Origin of the sequence: Pygmaiobacter massiliensis, assembly GCF_900199435.1 — a bacterium.
In the GTDB taxonomy this organism is placed as follows: domain Bacteria; phylum Bacillota; class Clostridia; order Oscillospirales; family Ruminococcaceae; genus Pygmaiobacter; species Pygmaiobacter massiliensis.
In genome coordinates, this window is record NZ_OAML01000002.1 from 649,601 (window position 1) to 665,369 (window position 15,769).

The following is a 15,769-nucleotide window of genomic DNA, read 5'->3' on the forward strand; positions in this document are numbered from 1 at the left end:
TCTCTATTCGCTCAGCCAATCTCTTTTACATTGCGGTGAACACTTACCACCGTGCGCTGTGTCTGAATGCGGCGCAGCACGTCGTCGAGCGGCATTGGCATCGAATCGGTGCGAATGGTTACCGACACCACTGCGGTACCGTTTTCGGGTGCCGACTGGTTGATGGTAACAATAGAAGCGCCGCTGGCCGAAAGCTCAGAAAGCAGGCTTTGCAGTGCGCCTGTTTCGTCCAGCAAAACCGCTTTAACCGTAACGATGGCTTTGGTATTTTCAAAATCAAAAATGCTGTCTTTGTACTTATAGAACGCGCTGCGCGAGAGGTCTACCATTTTTGTAGCGGCAGAAACATTTTTCGCACTACCGCTTGCAAGCAATTCTTTTGCTTTTAACACCTTGGAAAAAACCTCCGGCAAAATAGCCTGATCTACAATCAAAAACTTCTTTTCCATATCGTGCACCCTTTCTTTGCGATACTTGCCGAAGCCGAGACCGCGTTTCGCTTTTATTTTCAAATGGAGTGGTTTTTATTGTGCAAGACAGACTGTTCACGTGACAAGCACAAATGTTTTTTACATAGACACTATATCACTTTTGTATGCAAGAAACAAGAAAAATTCTTCAAATTGTTCGGTTGCACAAAACAGCAGCGGGAAAGTGACTTCTAGGGGTGATTTTGACAGTATACTTGTTTCTCATTCACAAACACCCAAAGAAAAATCCCCTACACACATTGCTTGACAAGCGCGCGTGCGTATTGTAAAATATACTAGCTTGCCGCTCTGGTGGAATTGGCAGACACAAGGGACTTAAAATCCCTCGGTAGCAATACCGTACCGGTTCAAGCCCGGTGAGCGGCACCAAGAAGTTGAGGAATCGTATCTGATGCGATTCCTCAACTTCTTTTTTGTTTTATGTTTGTGCTTAGTGCATGCTTTCAAATTGAAGACAAAACGCTGATATTCTTTTCATTGGGCAACCATCGCATTCAGTTGGCAGCCCTCCCGTTGGCCATAGCTTTCGGCTCGTATGATTGCTATTTTTGTTTTTAAGCTTTTAGCGCACTTTGTTGCTTGAAAAGAGGCAACTTGCTGCGTGTTTCGGTAAAAAGCTTTTGTTTTTCGTGTTTTTCACTACCGCCGTATCGCCAAATTTTGCGGAATGCAACGCACAAAACGCACCACTCCTTCATATGGTGACGTGACAAAGTTCTTTGTCATATTCATCTTTGTACAAGGAGGAAATTTTATGTGCGATTCTTCTTGCAGTTCCCGCAGTTGCCTGTGCTTGGAAGTGCTGATCGGCCTGATTGCCGGTGTAATCGCGGCACTGTTGTTCTGGTTCATGCCTTGCCTTTATTTTGGGGCCACTATCTTTTTCATGTTTGGTCTCGCTGTACTGGCAGCCATTGGCATGGCCTGCGTGCTTGGGCACCTCACCCGTGACCGCAACGCTCAGCATATGTGCCTGTGCGCCTGCGCCAAACCCACCGTCTTCGCCATTTTCGGTACCATCGTAGTCGGGCTGGTACTGATGCTTTTCCCGCTTTCCCCGACAATACTGACCGCGATTCTGATCGCGCTGTATTTCGCCTTCTTTGCCGCTATGATGGTTGGCATTCTTTGGACCTTCCTTTGCATCATCCAAAAGCTTTGCTGCCGTCCGCGTCCGTGCAGAGAGTGCGATGATGAGGACGACGAGGACTTCCGGCGCTAATCCGGAATAATCGCTTCCCCCCTGCCCTTAGCAGGGGGGACCTTTTATGCAATAAAACGGACAAACTTTGCGCAAAACCATTTGGAGAAGCACAGAAATTCAGCAGGTAACCATGAGCATCGAATCGAATACTTGAAAATCCGCTCTGGTTTCCATCAAAAAGACCTACTCCAGCGCTTTAAAACACAGGTAGTGTTTCTTCCTCGCCTCCCGCAAGCAGCAAGGACCACACGATGCATCTTCCCAATGGAGAAAGCATTCGTGTGGTCCTTTTATATTAAGCACATTTTATGGCGTTTTGGTTTCTATCGGATGTGCATTTTGCAAATAATGCACTTTTACCGGACGCCCTTGCAGCATTAACATCTTTGCTTTTAAGTGCACTGCGGTTTTGCCATCTGTCAGTACAACATCTTCGTGGTAAAACTCATTCACGCAATCAGAAATACAGGGGCATCGCCAGCAGGCTTCTCCGCGCTGCCACATAACATCGTGGCATTTTTTGCCCATGCAGTCTTCTTTTGTTTTGCCTACAAGTTCACAGGCAGTATCATTAATGTAAACAATTTCAAGCGTTTCCGCATCACAGGCAAATACCGCATCCGAAGTTTGATTCAGTAACCAGTCACTGCCGTTTTCCAAAATTTGCGGCGACGGAATACACATAGCTTCATCGAATAGTTTGCACTGCTTTTTGCCGCTGCGTTTCGCCATGAGCAGCGCCATATCTGCAAACTTATAAAGGGTTTGATAGTCTCGGTTGCCCTCTTTGGTGCCGCAAACACCTGCGGAACAAGAAACATCTATCTCCCCTACGCGCAACGACAACCGGCTGCAAAGATTTGATACTTTTTCTTCCAGCTCTTGCCAATTGTGCGCGTACGGAATAAAAATAACAAACTCATCGCCACCCAAACGGCTGAGCATATCTGCTTCAAAAAAGTTCTCACGCAGCGTATCTGCAGTTTGGCGCAGCACTTCATCGCCTTTGATATGTCCGTAATTGTCGTTGACCAGCTTAAAGTTATCCATATCCAGAATAATAAAATAACCATCGCTGTTTTTGTTGCGCGTCAAAAAGTGTTCCACCCGGTTCTCAAATTCCGAGCGATTTAGCAGCCCGGTCAGCGCATCTATCTCTGCGCGCTTTTTCATCTCTTCCAGCGCGTGTGCTACCTCCTGCTCCTGCTCCAGCATTTTCGCGCGAGAGGCCACAAGGGCATTTTGCACTCTTTTCTTAATTAACACCGGACGAAGCGGCGTTACCATATAATCGCTTACTTTTTCTTCATAAGAAGCCATGGTTTTGCTTACGGGTTCGGTGGTCACCACAATCACCGGAATATGCGACATTCTGCCTTGCTCCGCAAACTCATCCAAAAAGGCATCTGTGGTTTCATTCGGCTGGGTAACATCCAGTAACACCAAGCTTATTTCGGTATTTTTCAAGTAGGCTTTTGCTACAGCTTCTTTTGAGACGCGCAGCACATCGTAGTCTTGCTGCAAAACCGCTTCCAATTCAGAGCCTACCGCGGTGCCGTGGTCCACCATAAGTAGCAGTGTGGTATCCTGCTGAGTCACTTTTTTACCGGAGCCTACAGTGGTATAAAGGTTTAGGTTTGCTTTATCCTTTGACCGATGCCACACCGTTTCGAATGCTTCGGGCAACAGCGGTTTTGCAAAATAGAAGCCCTGAACATAATCGCAGCTCATCGAGCGCAGCAGTTCTACCTGCTCTTCGGTCTCCACACCTTCTGCCACAACCCGCAGGTCCAGCCATTTCGCAAGGCTGATAATAAAGCTGAGAATGCTGCGGCTATTGCGCTTTTCTTCATACTGCACAAAGCGCATATCCAGCTTTAATACATCTATTGGGAGCTCTGAAAGCATATTCAGCGAAGAGTATCCGGTGCCAAAGTCATCCATTTCCAGCACAAAGCCTTGATCTTTTAGCTTTTGCGCTGTTTCAATAATCTGCACAGGGTGCTCAGTATAGGCGGTTTCTGTAATCTCCAAATGCAGGTATTTGGGGTGCAGGCGGTAGTTCTCCACCAGCTTTGTCAAAATTGTACAGAGCTGTGGATGGTAGATATCTGCGCGAGAAACGTTGACCGAAATAGGCACAGGCCGTTCGCCGGCATCTAGCCATTGTCGCAGCAATCTGCAGGCTTCTTCCCAAACATACATATCAAGAGAGGTAATAAATCCATTCTTTTCAAAAAGTGGGATAAACTTATCCGGCGATATCAGCCCTTTTTCCGGGTGCTCCCATCGTACCAAAGCCTCTGCGCCAGAGATTTTGCCGCTTTGTAGATGATATTTGGGCTGTAAGTAAACTTTGAATTGCTTTTGTGCTAAGGCGGTATTCATATTCGCCGTAATTGATTGCTCGTCAAGCAGCCGTTCTCTCAGCTCTTCGTTGTAATAAGCATAGTAGGCATTGTATTTGCCTTTGATGGTCTGCTTTGCCAGGTTGGCACGGTCACAGAGGGTTGCTACCGGTACCTGCGGACTGACACGGCTGCAAATGCCATACCGCATTACAAGATTTAAGTCTACCGAAAAGCGATTTAGTTTCCATACGACCTCGGCAAACCATTGGTCGCGATAAACCTCCTGATGCGGCACCAGCAGCGCAAATACATCGCCACCCATTCGGCCGCAAATACTGCCTTCCGGCAAAGCTTCTACCACTGCCTGCGCTACATATTTCAGCAACTCATCTCCGGTTTGGGTACCAAATAAATCGTTGACGAGCTTAAAGTTTTCGATATCGCAGCAAACCATATCATAAGGGCGGTGGGGTTTGCGGTTTAATATCTCGCTCACCGTTTGATAAAAATGCTCTTTGCTGTAAACACCGGTCAGTGAATCGCGCTGGACAACGTTCAGCATTGCTGCGGTTTCGCACAGCTGAATGGTATTCGCAATTCTGTGCCGAATGATAATAGGGTCATAAGGCTTTAAAATAAAATCGTTTGCGCCGAGTGAAAGCACCTCTGCCTCTGCCTCGCGCTGGGCATCGTCGGTCGCCACAATCAGCGGCACGCCGGCAAAACGACTGTCACAGCGAACACGCTTAATCAGCTCATAGCCGTCCATAATAGGCATCAATAAGTCCAGCAGCACCACCGAAATCTCGGTGGCCCGCTGCTCTAGCACAGAAAGCGCATCCGAGCCGTTTTCTGCTTCACAGATATGATATTCTGCGGAGAGAATTTTTTTTAGAATTGTTCGGTTGACACGATCATCTTCTACAATCAATATCGTGTTTCTATCCATAAAACATGGTCCTGCTTTCTCGTGAATTAAAACGCTGTTGGGATATGTAATAAACCAAGCGTTACACCAGCGCTTTTCAGTTTGCGGGGGCAGTCGCGATAATAAAAGATGGAATGTTATCCATTATACACTTTTTTCTCACAAAAAGGCTTTTTTATGCTGTTTTTTTAAATTTAATTTTTTCTCTGTAGGTTAACGCATACGGCTAAAATGCTTTTCGTCTATTTCAAAAAGCAAAAAGCCGATACTTGTCGTATCGGCTCTTTGCACAGAAACTTCTTATTTCGTGCCAAAAATACGATCGCCCGCATCGCCAAGACCTGGCACAATATAGCCGTGGTCGTTCAGCTCGCGGTCAAGCGCAGCAGCATAAATATCTACATCGGGGTGTGCCTCGTGCAGGCGCTTAATGCCTTCCGGCGCAGCAATAATGCAGAGGAACTTAATGTTTTTTGCGCCACGCTTTTTGATCTGGGTGATCGCATCGGCAGCACTGCCGCCGGTGGCGCACATGGGGTCGACAACCATCACTTCACGCTCAGAAATATCAGCGGGAAGCTTGCAGTAGTACTCTACCGGCTCCAGGCTTTCCGGGTCGCGATAGAGGCCAATGTGGCCAACTTTAGCAGCGGGGATCAGCGTAAGCACGCCGTCTACCATGCCAAGGCCAGCACGAAGAATAGGCACAACTGCAAGTTTGCGGCCCGCAAGCACCTCAAATTTATCAGTGGTAATCGGGGTAGTAATTTCTACCTTCTCGGTGGGCAAATCGCGGGTTGCCTCGTAGCACATCAGCATTGCGATTTCGCTAACCAGCTCTTTGAACTCCTTGGTACCGGTGTTCACGTCGCGCAGATGGCTGACCTTATGTTTAATGAGGGGATGTTCTAAAACCATAGGTTCTTTCATGATATTCTCCAATCTCCGGCAGGCAAAATGATATTTGCACCCCGCCCACCGGTAAAGGCACAAACAACAAATTTCACACTCAGCCTTCGAGCGCTGCGATTTTTTCGATGCGCCGCGCATGGCGGCCGCCTTCAAACTCTGTGGTGAGGAACAGCTCTACCAGCTCGGTAGCAAGGCCAGCGCCGACAACTCGTCCACCCAGGCAAAGTGCATTGGCATCGTTGTGCAGACGAGTATATTTAGCGCTGAACGCGTCACTGCAGCAGCAAGCACGAATGCCCTTGATTTTGTTGGCAGCAATGCTGATGCCTACGCCGGTTCCGCAGAAAAGCAGTGCTTTTTCGCATTCGCCTGCGACGACCGCCTCACAGGGAGCTTTGGCCATGTCGGGGTAATCGACACTTTCGGTGTTGTAGCAGCCGAAATCCTTGTAGGGAATGCCCTTTGCGTCGAGATATTGTTTGATTTCTTCTTTCAGCGCGTAACCGCCGTGGTCTGCACCCAGTGCAATCATGTTGTTTCGCTTCCTTTCAGTTTTTCCTGCCTTTCACGCTGGGCCTGGCAAAGTTTGAGATATTCCGGCGCCAGTAATGCAGCGTCCGTATTTTCTCCTCTTGCACAGGCTACGCGGGCAGCAAAGGCAACGCCAGAGGCCCGCCCTTTGCGCAAATGCGCGGGCAATACCGTCAGCGTCAAATTTTTTTCTAAATTATTATAGCACACCTCGGCACCATCACCAACAATAAAAACCGATTTTTTTGCATTTTCCAACATTTCTTGCATCTCACAAGGTTTACCTGCAGTGTCGGAGCAAAGGCGGTGCAACCCTTCTGCGGTCTGCTCAAAGGCTGCATAGTACACTTCGCCGCGGCGAGCATCTTCTGCTGCTACAACAATACTGCCCTGCGGTACAAATACTGAAAGCGCCAGTGCTTCAAGAGTAGAAACGCCGATGCAAGGGGTGTGATTGGGCAGTGCCAGTCCCTTTGCCAGCGCCATGCCGATGCGCAGCCCGGTAAAACTGCCAGGCCCCGCCGACACTGCATAAAGGTTTATTTCTGCGGGGGCAATGCCGGCGGCAGCAAGCGCACTTTTCAGCATTGGCAACAAGGTTTCGCTATGGGTAAGGCCTGCATCAAGGTAAGATTCATAAATCAGCGCTTCATCGCGCAAAATGGCGATACCAGCTGCTTTTCCGGCAGAATCTACTGCCAGAGTCATTTCGCTCATGTTACAATTCCTTTCTAAGCCAGACCGTTTTGCGCTGCATCGGGCGTTTCCTCTAACGGTGCAGCGCCCTCTATCGTCAGTTTACGGTCGTTTTCTCCAAGCACTTCAATATTAATTTTAATATACGGCTCTTCGAGGAACTGTGCGATGTTTTCGCTCCACTCCGCCGCTACTACTGCACCGCTGTCAAGGTAATCATAAAAAGACGCGGCGTAGAGGTCTTCTTCGGTCGAAATGCGGTACATATCAAAGTGGGCAAAGGTTATTTTGCCCCGATAAACGTTGACAATGCTAAATGTCGGGCTCTGCACCTCATCGGTGCATCCAAGGCCCTCTGCAAGGCCGGTGCAAAAGGCGGTTTTGCCTGCACCCAGGCCACCGGTAAAGGCAATCAGGCCGCCATTTTGCAGCTGTTTGCTCAACTGCCGCGCCAGTGCCATTGTCTCTTCTTTACTGTGGGTGATATAAACAGCCATCGGCCGCATCCTTCCTTTTTTACCCAAGGGTTTTTCATTAATTCTGTAATAGTATAGCACAGCTTTTTAAAGATGAAAAGTTTTTGGAAACAAGATGAGTTTTCTTTCGTTTTATGCTATACTACTTATATTCTAAAACAATGTAGCAAACCGGGCGGCCGCCCGGGCGGAGGATTCCTTTTGAAAGCCATAAAACAATATATTAAAGACACCGACAAGCTCTGCATCTTGCTCTGTACGCTCTGCAGTACGCTCTCGGTGATTGCGCTGGTTTCGATCAGCTATTACGCTTCTTCGGCAGAGCGGAGCGTGTTTGCCAATTACAGAATGCCAATCGTGCAGGCGGGCGCCGCAGCTGCTGGATTGGTTTGCGCTATCATCATCTCAAAAATAGACTACCATTCGCTTGCAGGGGCCTGGCCGCTTCATATGATTGTCACCTGGGGCCTTGTGCTCGCCACCTTTATCATCGGCTATGCGCCAAGCAACACCACCAACAAATCTTGGATTCAACTGCCGCTCGGCCTTTCTTTACAGCCCACCGAGCTTGCAAAAATAAGCTTTATTTTAACCTTTGCACTCCACTTGGACAATTGCCGCGACAAGCTAAACGAGCCTTCTACGCTGGCGGCGATTCTTGCACATTTGGGTCTGCCGGTACTGCTCATACATTTTCAAGGTGACGATGGCACAGCACTCATCTTTTTGCTGATTGGCTTGTCGATGCTGTTTGCAGCAGGAATTGCCCGCAAGTATATTTTAGCCGGTGTTGGGCTTGGTGCTGTTGCACTGCCTGTACTTTGGTTTGGCATTATGGCAGATTATCAAAAAGAGCGTATTTTAGCACTTTTTCATCCAGACGATTACACCGATTTGCTCTGGCAGCAAAACCAGGGGCGCATCTCTATCGGTGCCGGACAAATTGTCGGACGCGGTTTTTTCCGTACCCAGCACCACCCGGTTCCCCTTGCAGAAAACGACTTTATCTTCTCTTATCTCTCTGAGGCACTCGGTTTCGTTGGCAGCTTATTGGTGCTTGCATTGCTTTTTGCACTGGCGGCCAAAATGATTTCTACCGCTTTCCGCAGCCAGGACCGGCTCGGCGCACTTATCTGCGTCGGTATTTTCGCCGTAATTACCTGGCAGGCCATCGTCAACATCGGCATGAATCTTTCTCTTTTACCGGTTATCGGCATTACACTGCCATTGTTTACGGCAGGCGGCACCTCGGTGCTAACGACCTATCTTATGATTGGGCTTTCACTGAGCGTTTATATGCATAATAAAAAGACTTTATTTGACTAATAAAATTTGCGGCGTTTCTTTAAGCTTTGCTTTTAGAAACGCCGTTTTCGCAACAAATTTTCAATGTCATCTGCCAGAAAGAGAGGAAAGCTATGTCAAAAAAGAAAATAGGGAAAATTCTCAACTGGATATTTTTTATTTTGATGATTCTTTTGCTCCTTTTGTACTTGAGGGATATATTCTCTTCCCAGTGGTTTATGCTACTACAAAGCATTTTAATCATTTGTAGTACTCTTACGCGCCGTTTTCTTGACCCACCTGAAAAAGAGGAGTTCCGTTACGCACGTATTTTAGACTGGATAGTGGTTTTTATGGCTCTAATTACGATTTTAATACTAATCTTCTACGTTCCGAAATAGCTGGCACTAAAGCACCAAGTAGCTCTGCTTGTATGTGGATTCGGCAGCCTGGCCTTCTACAGCATTTCCCCAATCCTGCTTAGTGTTATCGAGGTGTGAAATTCCTGCTAAACGTTTGATGCATCTGACAAAGCCCCGGCATGTGGCCTGCTGTTTATTTGCAAAATATTTGCCTTCATTTATCGGAAACAGAGCTGGCATAAAAAGGGCGGCTTGATTGAAAAATGACGGAAATGAAAGCAGATACAAGGCTGTCCATCATACCGGCTGAAGGTTTACAATCTATAAAACCCGATGATGCATAAAATCCCCAAGCACTTTTTATGGTGCTTGGGGATTTTGTCATTTATAAAGATTATCTTACCTGATTCGAAAATCGTAGATTTTACTGTTCTCAGCTCAGCTGGCAGGGTAAGCATTTTTTACACTCTTACAGCTATTCCAGTAATTTTGCAATATTTTCTTTTTATAAGCCAAAAACAATCCAGCAACTAATAAAACAAAAGCGACGGCAGAAATAATGAAAGGGTTTATTCCAGAGTAATTCAGAAAGTTGGTAACATCATCATGCTTCGGTGCTGATTCAAAAGAATAAAGTATCGGTATGATTATCCATGCGATAGTGGAAAAGAATGGCGTAACACAAAACGCGGTAAAAAACACCTGATAAAATATATTCTCCGTTTCTTTATTGTAAAAAAACATTACAATTATCGAAACCAGTACCGGTAAAAGCATGCCTGCGGCATTTAAAAGAGAACTGGTTAAAGCAGTAAAAGAACCACCTACATACGCCATAGATGCTTTTAAAATGCTGAATTTAGTAATTTGCGCTCCACAAGCAATAGCTACCAGACTATGTCCGGCCTCGTGCAAGAAAATATATAAAAAAATAGTTATAAGGAAGCTTGCTACGATTGAAAGCTTTAATTCCATTTTTTATCTGCCATATAAATCTCCTCACAAATCATAAAATTTGTTGATTGCACACGGATGCCACAAATGCAGAAAGCTATTTTTTATATTTAGTATACCATACCACTTTTTTCGCGTAAAGCAAATGATTACAGCATTTTCAGCTGCTTGCTAAACCCCTTAAAACTGATTTTCGGTTATTACAAAACGACTTGGTACTTTTTTATAAGCTAGCATAACCGACCAAAGCACCAATGCACCGCCACTACGGCAGGCGGGATAGGGTTTGGCTTAACATACAAATTACTAGCGCTAACGTTGTCTCCCCCTGTAAAACAAGAAAAGGTGAGCATCCAACATTCTCCACAAACAAAAACAGCACCCAAAACGGGTGCTGTTTTATTGTAATAACGGTCAGTTATCCGGTCGGCACAAAATGCTTTAGTACGCTTTGCCCCAGACCACCATTTTGTGGGCAGGTTTGCCGCAAACGGGGCAAACGTCCGAGAGATGCTCCTGTGCAAACGGCATGCATCGGCTGGAAAGCCCTGCCTGCTCTTTCATCTGCTCTTCACACTCTGCGCTTTCGCACCACATGGTTTTAATAAAGCCAGTGCTTTCGTTGGAGGCCTTGATTACCTCGTCCATCGTGGTGCATGCCACGGTGCGGCTCTCGCGGTTTTCCAGCGCACGGTTATAAATATTTTCTTCCAGCAAACCAAGAATGCGCGGAATTTCGATTTCAAGCTCATCAAGAGAAGCGAAATATTTCTCTCGGGTATCGCGGCGAACCAGTACGCACTGGTTTTTTTCGATATCCTTGGGGCCGATTTCAAGACGCAGGGGCACGCCCTTCATCTCGTACTGTGCAAACTTCCAACCCGGAGAGTTATCCGAATCGTCCAGCTTAACGCGGAATTTGCCTGCAAGGCGTGCTTTCAGCTCTGCTGCTTTTTCAAGTACGCCGGGCTTATGAGAAGCAATGGGGATAATTGCAAGCTGAATGGGTGCAACCTGCGGCGGAAGAATCAGGCCCTCGTCATCGCCGTGGGTCATGATAATAGCGCCGATGATGCGGGTAGACATGCCCCAACTGGTCTGGAACGGATATTCCAGCTTGTTGTTGCGGCCTGCAAAGGTTACATTAAATGCACGGGAGAAACCGTCGCCAAAATAATGGCTGGTGCCGCTTTGCAGCGCTTTGCCGTCGTGCATCATCGCTTCGATGGTGTAAGTAGCTTCCGCGCCTGCAAATTTCTCGCTCTCGGTCTTCTGGCCTTTGATGACGGGGATTTTCAGAACCTGCTCGCAGAAATCAGCATAGCAATTGAGCTGCTGCTCGGTTTCTGTCACAGCCTCCTGCTCGGTTTCGTGAATGGTGTGACCCTCCTGCCACCAGAACTCGCGACTGCGCAGGAACGGACGTGTGCTTTTTTCCCAGCGCACCACACTGCACCACTGGTTGTACAGCATCGGCAAATCTCGGTAAGAGTGCAGCACACGTGCAAAATGGTCGCAGAACAGGGTTTCGCTGGTGGGGCGAACGCAAAGGCGCTCTTCCAGCTCGTCCAATCCGCCATGGGTGACCCATGCTACCTCAGGAGCAAAGCCCTCCACGTGGTCTTTCTCTTTCTGCAGCAGGCTTTCGGGGATAAAGATAGGCATTGCAACATTTTCGTGGCCGGTTTCTTTAAAGCGGCCATCCAGCAGGCGCTGGATATTTTCCCAAATTGCAAAACCATACGGACGCAGAATAACGCATCCTTTGACTGCGGAGTAATCTACCAGTTCTGCTTTTACGCAGATATCAGTATACCACTGGGCGAAGTCCTCGTTAATCGGGGTAATCGCCTCTACCATTTTTTTATTCTCGCTCATTCACCAATACTCCCTTCGCGAAAAAACAAAGCCTCCGAGCGGGAGGCTTTGCTGTTCTCGAATTTGTTTACCGTTTTCAATTCAAGCCGTCTTGACTGATAAGATTATACGCGGTCTTCGATGTAGCGCACGATGTCGCCAACGGTATGCACGTTTTCGACCTCTTCATCCGGCATCTCAATGCCAAACTCATCTTCCAGGGACATAATGAGATCAACAACGTCGAGAGAATCCGCCTCGAAATCTTCAATGATGTCGGAATCCATAGTAACCTTTTCTTCTTCAAGATCCAACTGATCGCACAGGATCTCTCTCACTTTTTCGAATACCATTTAAATGACCATTCCTTTCTGGGAATTGTAATACATATTGAGGTCCTTCCATCCACAGAATGCACCGGAATGAAATTTCCTATACATCTTTATACCGTCTTTTGTCCCTATTGTCAAGCGATATACCAAAGATTTTTAACCCCTTAATACGATGTATTCGCACCCGTTGGCAGATACTATAAATTTTTGTCTTAGTTTAGCGCTATTTTATCCAAAACTATGCAGTTATTTCTCTTTTTTCACCAAATAAAAGCCCCGACTGCATCTTTTACGCAGCCAGGGCTTTTAAAATAAAAACTAAAAATTATTTTGCAAGGCGGGCTTTCTGCTCTGCCAGCTGTTTTGCCAGCTCTTCCGGCAGGCGGTCGCCAAACATGGCATACAGCTCTTCTACGCCAGCAGCGTCTTCAAGCCAAAGCTCTTTATCGATGGAAAGCAGGCCGCGCACTGTTTCGGTGGTGACGTCGTCCAGGCCCTCGAGGTTAATGTCCTCTGCGTTCGGCACATAGCCAATCGGGGTCTCAACTGCATCGACTTCGCCTTTGCAACGAGAGAGAATCCACATCAGCACGCGCATATTGTCGCCGAAGCCCGGCCAGATGAAGTGGCCTTCATCGTCGGTGCGGAACCAGTTGACGTTGAAGATTCTGGGTGCTTTATCGCCCAGCTTTTTGCCCATCTCGAGCCAGTGGCCGAAATAATCGCCCATGTTGTAGCCGCAGAAGGGGCGCATTGCCATCGGGTCGCGGCGGACAACGCCCACAGCGCCGGTAGCAGCCGCAGTGGTCTCAGAAGCCATTGCAGAGCCTACAAACACACCGTGTGCCCAATCGAAGCTCTGATAAACCAGCGGAGCGGTTTTTGCACGGCGGCCGCCGAACACCATTGCGGTGACGGGTACGCCATTGGGATTGTTGAACTCTTTAGAGAGGCACGGGCAGTTGATTGCCGGTGCAGTAAAGCGGCTGTTCGGGTGAGCGAGCTTGCCGCCTTCAGCGGTATATTCTTTGCCGTTAACCTTTTTGCCGGTCCATTCCACCACATTTTCGGGCGGGTTTTTGTCCAGGCCTTCCCACCATACGGTGTTCTGGTCAAGGTCGTGTGCAACGTTGGTAAAGATGGTGTTCTTTTTGGTGGACTCCAGCGCATTGAAGTTGCTCTTTGCGTTGGTGCCGGGGGCAACGCCGAAGAAACCTGCCTCTGGGTTGATTGCATACAGGCGGCCGTCGTCGCCAATGTGCATCCAGGCAATATCGTCGCCAACTGTCCATACTTTATAGCCCTGTTTTGCATACACTTCGGGCGGGATGAGCATCGCCAGGTTGGTTTTGCCGCAGGCAGAGGGGAACGCAGCAGTGATGTAGTTGACTTCGCCGTTCGGTGCCTCAATGCCGAGAATCAGCATGTGTTCTGCCATCCAGCCTTCTTTAAAGCCCTGGTATGATGCAATGCGCAGTGCAAAGCATTTTTTGCCCAGCAGCACGTTGCCGCCGTAAGCAGAGTTGATGGACCAGATGGTGTTTTCTTCCGGGAACTGAACAATGTAGCGGTTCTCTTCTTCTACGTTTGCCTTGCTGTGCAGGCCGCGCACGAAATCGTTGGAATCGCCCAGCTGAGTCAGTGCATCTTTGCCCATACGGGTCATGATGTCCATATTCAGCACGACGTAGATAGAATCGGTCAGCTCGATGCCGACTTTGGAGAACGGGCTGCCAATGGGGCCCATGCAGTAGGGAATCACATACATGGTGCGGCCCTGCATTACGCCGTCATACAGCGGCAGCAGCTTTGCCTTCATTGCGCTGGTCTCCATCCAGTTGTTGATGGGGCCTGCGTCCTCTTTATTTTTGGTGCAGATATATGTACGGCCTTCGACGCGTGCCACATCGTTTTCCGCCGTGCGGTGGAGCAAACAGCCAGGAAGTTTTTCCTCGTTCAGTGCTTCCATTTCCCCGGTAGCAAGTGCTTCATCCCGCAATGCTGCGAGCTGAGCTTCACTGCCGTCGATCCAGACTACTTTTGCCGGTTTGACGAGTTCTACCATCTCATCGAGCCACTGTTTTACATGTTTGTTCTCAGTCATAAGATACTCACCTTTCTAGTTCCCAAATATCGTTACCAATAAAAATTGGCTAAAAACTGGAAAACCTTTTGTCGCTATTGTACCATTTTGTTAAAAAATTCGCAACATCAGTTGTGACAGGAATCTTTGTGAAATTCCTGCATTTTACAGCATTCTGGGGAAAATAGAAACAAAAGATTAAAAATTTCCGGTTTTTCGTTTCTTTTACACATCTTTAAAAGCAATCTGCAAGTGAATATATTTATGCAGGCAGCAGGGCCCAATATGCTTTATCGATAATCAATTGGTAAAGTTGCCTCACCATTTAAATCGTCGTTGGCAATATTGCCGGAAAGGTACTCATAATAACCTGCGCTGGCAATCATGGCAGCATTATCTCCGCACAGCGAAATCTCGGGCAGATAAAGCTCTGCTCCTGTTTTTTTGCAGTCTGCCTCCAGCAACTGGCGCAGCGCTTTATTTGCTGCAACACCACCTGCAATACAGATTTTCTTTTCTCCGAGTTCGCTGGCGGCCAGCATCAGCTTTTCGGCTAAAATTTCAGTTGCACGGAACTGGAAGCTCGTCGCCATGTCACAAACATTGACTGGCTCGCCTTTCATCTCGCCTTGGTTCACCAGATTCAGTACTGCCGTTTTCAGTCCGGAAAAGCTGACATCGTATCGCCCAGCCACCTTAGGGGTAGGCAGCTTGTATGCTTTTTCGTTACCCTGCAGCGCTGCTTTGGCAACCGCCGGCCCACCTGGGTATCCAAGGCCCAGCGTACGGGCTACTTTGTCAAATGCTTCGCCGGCAGCGTCGTCGACCGTACGGCCCAAAATCGTGAACTTTGTATAGTCCTCTACCCGAATAATATGGCTGTGCCCACCGCTTGCCACGAGGCAGAGAAACGGCGGTTTCAGCTGCGGGTGGGTTAAGTAGAGTGCCGCAATATGACCGCGCAGATGATGCACTGGCACCAGCGGCTTTTGCGAGGCAAGCGCAAAGCCCTTTGCAAAGTTCACCCCTACCAGCACGCCGCCAATAAGGCCGGGCGCAAAGGTCACGGCTACCGCGTCCAAATCAGCCGCGGTGATGCTTGCTTCTTGCAAAGCTTGCTCTACCACCAGACTGATTGCTTCAATATGGCGACGGGAGGCAATCTCCGGCACAACGCCACCGTAAAGGCTCTGCTCTTCGACCGAGCTTGCAATTATGTTGCTATGCAGGCTGCGCCCATCCTCTACCACAGCAGCTGCGGTTTCATCACAGCTGGATTCGATTCCCAAAATAAGCATGGATTCGTTT

14 protein-coding genes and 1 tRNA gene are annotated in these 15,769 nt (G+C 48.0%); 4 read left to right on the forward strand and 11 right to left on the reverse strand.

Annotation, left to right across the window (positions count from 1 at the left end; translation table 11 throughout):
• Window positions 1–11 precede the first annotated feature (11 nt).
• Window positions 12–449 (reverse strand): ACT domain-containing protein, encoded by a 438-nt coding sequence (locus C1A11_RS03155; RefSeq protein WP_242965794.1) that lies wholly within the window; start codon window positions 447–449, stop codon window positions 12–14.
• Window positions 450–773: 324 nt separating this feature from the next.
• Between C1A11_RS03155 and C1A11_RS03160 the strand changes: the two genes are divergently transcribed.
• Together C1A11_RS03160 and C1A11_RS03165 are read left to right on the forward strand one after the other, a co-directional pair.
• Window positions 774–860, forward strand: a tRNA-Leu gene (locus C1A11_RS03160).
• Window positions 861–1,245: 385 nt separating this feature from the next.
• Window positions 1,246–1,713 (forward strand): hypothetical protein, encoded by a 468-nt coding sequence (locus tag C1A11_RS03165; RefSeq protein ID WP_102048956.1) that lies wholly within the window; start codon window positions 1,246–1,248, stop codon window positions 1,711–1,713.
• A gap of 288 nt (window positions 1,714–2,001) precedes the next feature.
• On the opposite strand, the gene C1A11_RS03170 is transcribed toward C1A11_RS03165, so the two are convergent.
• The 5 genes from C1A11_RS03170 to tsaE all read right to left on the reverse strand — a co-directional run bounded on the left by C1A11_RS03170 (window position 2,002) and on the right by tsaE (window position 7,610).
• On the reverse strand, window positions 2,002–4,995 hold the full coding sequence (locus C1A11_RS03170; RefSeq protein ID WP_102048957.1) for an EAL domain-containing protein: 2,994 nt from the start codon (window positions 4,993–4,995) through the stop codon (window positions 2,002–2,004).
• A gap of 279 nt (window positions 4,996–5,274) precedes the next feature.
• Complete coding sequence (upp, locus tag C1A11_RS03175; RefSeq protein ID WP_102048958.1) at window positions 5,275–5,904, reverse strand: uracil phosphoribosyltransferase; 630 nt, start codon at window positions 5,902–5,904, stop codon at window positions 5,275–5,277.
• 79 nt (window positions 5,905–5,983) lie between these two features.
• Window positions 5,984–6,418 (reverse strand): ribose 5-phosphate isomerase B, encoded by a 435-nt coding sequence (gene rpiB / locus C1A11_RS03180; protein ID WP_102048959.1) that lies wholly within the window; start codon window positions 6,416–6,418, stop codon window positions 5,984–5,986.
• Complete coding sequence (gene tsaB / locus C1A11_RS03185) at window positions 6,415–7,134, reverse strand: tRNA (adenosine(37)-N6)-threonylcarbamoyltransferase complex dimerization subunit type 1 TsaB (protein WP_242965795.1); 720 nt, start codon at window positions 7,132–7,134, stop codon at window positions 6,415–6,417. Before tsaB ends, rpiB begins: the two co-directional genes overlap by 4 nt.
• 14 nt (window positions 7,135–7,148) lie before the next feature.
• Entirely contained in the window at window positions 7,149–7,610 is a 462-nt protein-coding gene (tsaE, locus tag C1A11_RS03190) for a tRNA (adenosine(37)-N6)-threonylcarbamoyltransferase complex ATPase subunit type 1 TsaE (RefSeq protein WP_102048960.1), read from the reverse strand.
• A 180-nt stretch (window positions 7,611–7,790) separates the two neighbouring features.
• On the opposite strand from tsaE, the gene C1A11_RS03195 reads away from it, so the two are divergent.
• Window positions 7,791–8,915: an FtsW/RodA/SpoVE family cell cycle protein gene (locus C1A11_RS03195; RefSeq protein ID WP_242965796.1), complete on the forward strand. Its 1,125-nt coding sequence runs from the start codon at window positions 7,791–7,793 to the stop codon at window positions 8,913–8,915.
• Window positions 8,908–9,144, forward strand: a complete 237-nt coding sequence (locus tag C1A11_RS13665) for a hypothetical protein (protein ID WP_145995707.1) — start codon at window positions 8,908–8,910, stop codon at window positions 9,142–9,144. Before C1A11_RS03195 ends, C1A11_RS13665 begins: the two co-directional genes overlap by 8 nt.
• 529 nt (window positions 9,145–9,673) lie before the next feature.
• Here C1A11_RS13665 and C1A11_RS03205 read toward each other — a convergent pair.
• The 5 genes from C1A11_RS03205 to tsaD form a co-directional block, all read right to left on the reverse strand.
• Entirely contained in the window at window positions 9,674–10,210 is a 537-nt protein-coding gene (locus C1A11_RS03205; RefSeq protein WP_102048963.1) for a M50 family metallopeptidase, read from the reverse strand.
• Window positions 10,211–10,630: 420 nt separating this feature from the next.
• Window positions 10,631–12,067 carry a proline--tRNA ligase gene (proS, locus tag C1A11_RS03210; protein WP_102048964.1) on the reverse strand — a complete coding sequence of 479 codons (1,437 nt, stop codon included), beginning with the start codon at window positions 12,065–12,067 and terminating at the stop codon, window positions 10,631–10,633.
• 104 nt (window positions 12,068–12,171) lie between these two features.
• Window positions 12,172–12,399 carry an acyl carrier protein gene (gene acpP / locus C1A11_RS03215; protein WP_102048965.1) on the reverse strand — a complete coding sequence of 76 codons (228 nt, stop codon included), beginning with the start codon at window positions 12,397–12,399 and terminating at the stop codon, window positions 12,172–12,174.
• A gap of 304 nt (window positions 12,400–12,703) precedes the next feature.
• Entirely contained in the window at window positions 12,704–14,482 is a 1,779-nt protein-coding gene (locus C1A11_RS03220; protein ID WP_102048966.1) for a phosphoenolpyruvate carboxykinase (GTP), read from the reverse strand.
• Between the two features lie 269 nt (window positions 14,483–14,751).
• On the reverse strand, window positions 14,752–15,759 hold the full coding sequence (gene tsaD, locus C1A11_RS03225; RefSeq protein ID WP_102048967.1) for a tRNA (adenosine(37)-N6)-threonylcarbamoyltransferase complex transferase subunit TsaD: 1,008 nt from the start codon (window positions 15,757–15,759) through the stop codon (window positions 14,752–14,754).
• Between the last annotated feature and the right edge of the window lie 10 nt (window positions 15,760–15,769).

Coding starts and splice junctions, on each gene's coding strand:
- tsaE (WP_102048960.1), bottom strand. CDS start 7,610: ATGGCTGTTTATATCACCCACAGTAAAGAAGAGACAATGGCACTGGCG.
- C1A11_RS03205 (WP_102048963.1), bottom strand. CDS start 10,210: ATGGAATTAAAGCTTTCAATCGTAGCAAGCTTCCTTATAACTATTTTT.
- tsaB (WP_242965795.1), bottom strand. CDS start 7,134: ATGAGCGAAATGACTCTGGCAGTAGATTCTGCCGGAAAAGCAGCTGGT.
- C1A11_RS03155 (WP_242965794.1), bottom strand. CDS start 449: ATGGAAAAGAAGTTTTTGATTGTAGATCAGGCTATTTTGCCGGAGGTT.
- acpP (WP_102048965.1), bottom strand. CDS start 12,399: ATGGTATTCGAAAAAGTGAGAGAGATCCTGTGCGATCAGTTGGATCTT.
- tsaD (WP_102048967.1), bottom strand. CDS start 15,759: ATGCTTATTTTGGGAATCGAATCCAGCTGTGATGAAACCGCAGCTGCT.
- upp (WP_102048958.1), bottom strand. CDS start 5,904: ATGAAAGAACCTATGGTTTTAGAACATCCCCTCATTAAACATAAGGTC.
- rpiB (WP_102048959.1), bottom strand. CDS start 6,418: ATGATTGCACTGGGTGCAGACCACGGCGGTTACGCGCTGAAAGAAGAA.
- C1A11_RS03165 (WP_102048956.1), top strand. CDS start 1,246: ATGTGCGATTCTTCTTGCAGTTCCCGCAGTTGCCTGTGCTTGGAAGTG.
- C1A11_RS03220 (WP_102048966.1), bottom strand. CDS start 14,482: ATGACTGAGAACAAACATGTAAAACAGTGGCTCGATGAGATGGTAGAA.
- proS (WP_102048964.1), bottom strand. CDS start 12,067: ATGAGCGAGAATAAAAAAATGGTAGAGGCGATTACCCCGATTAACGAG.
- C1A11_RS03170 (WP_102048957.1), bottom strand. CDS start 4,995: ATGGATAGAAACACGATATTGATTGTAGAAGATGATCGTGTCAACCGA.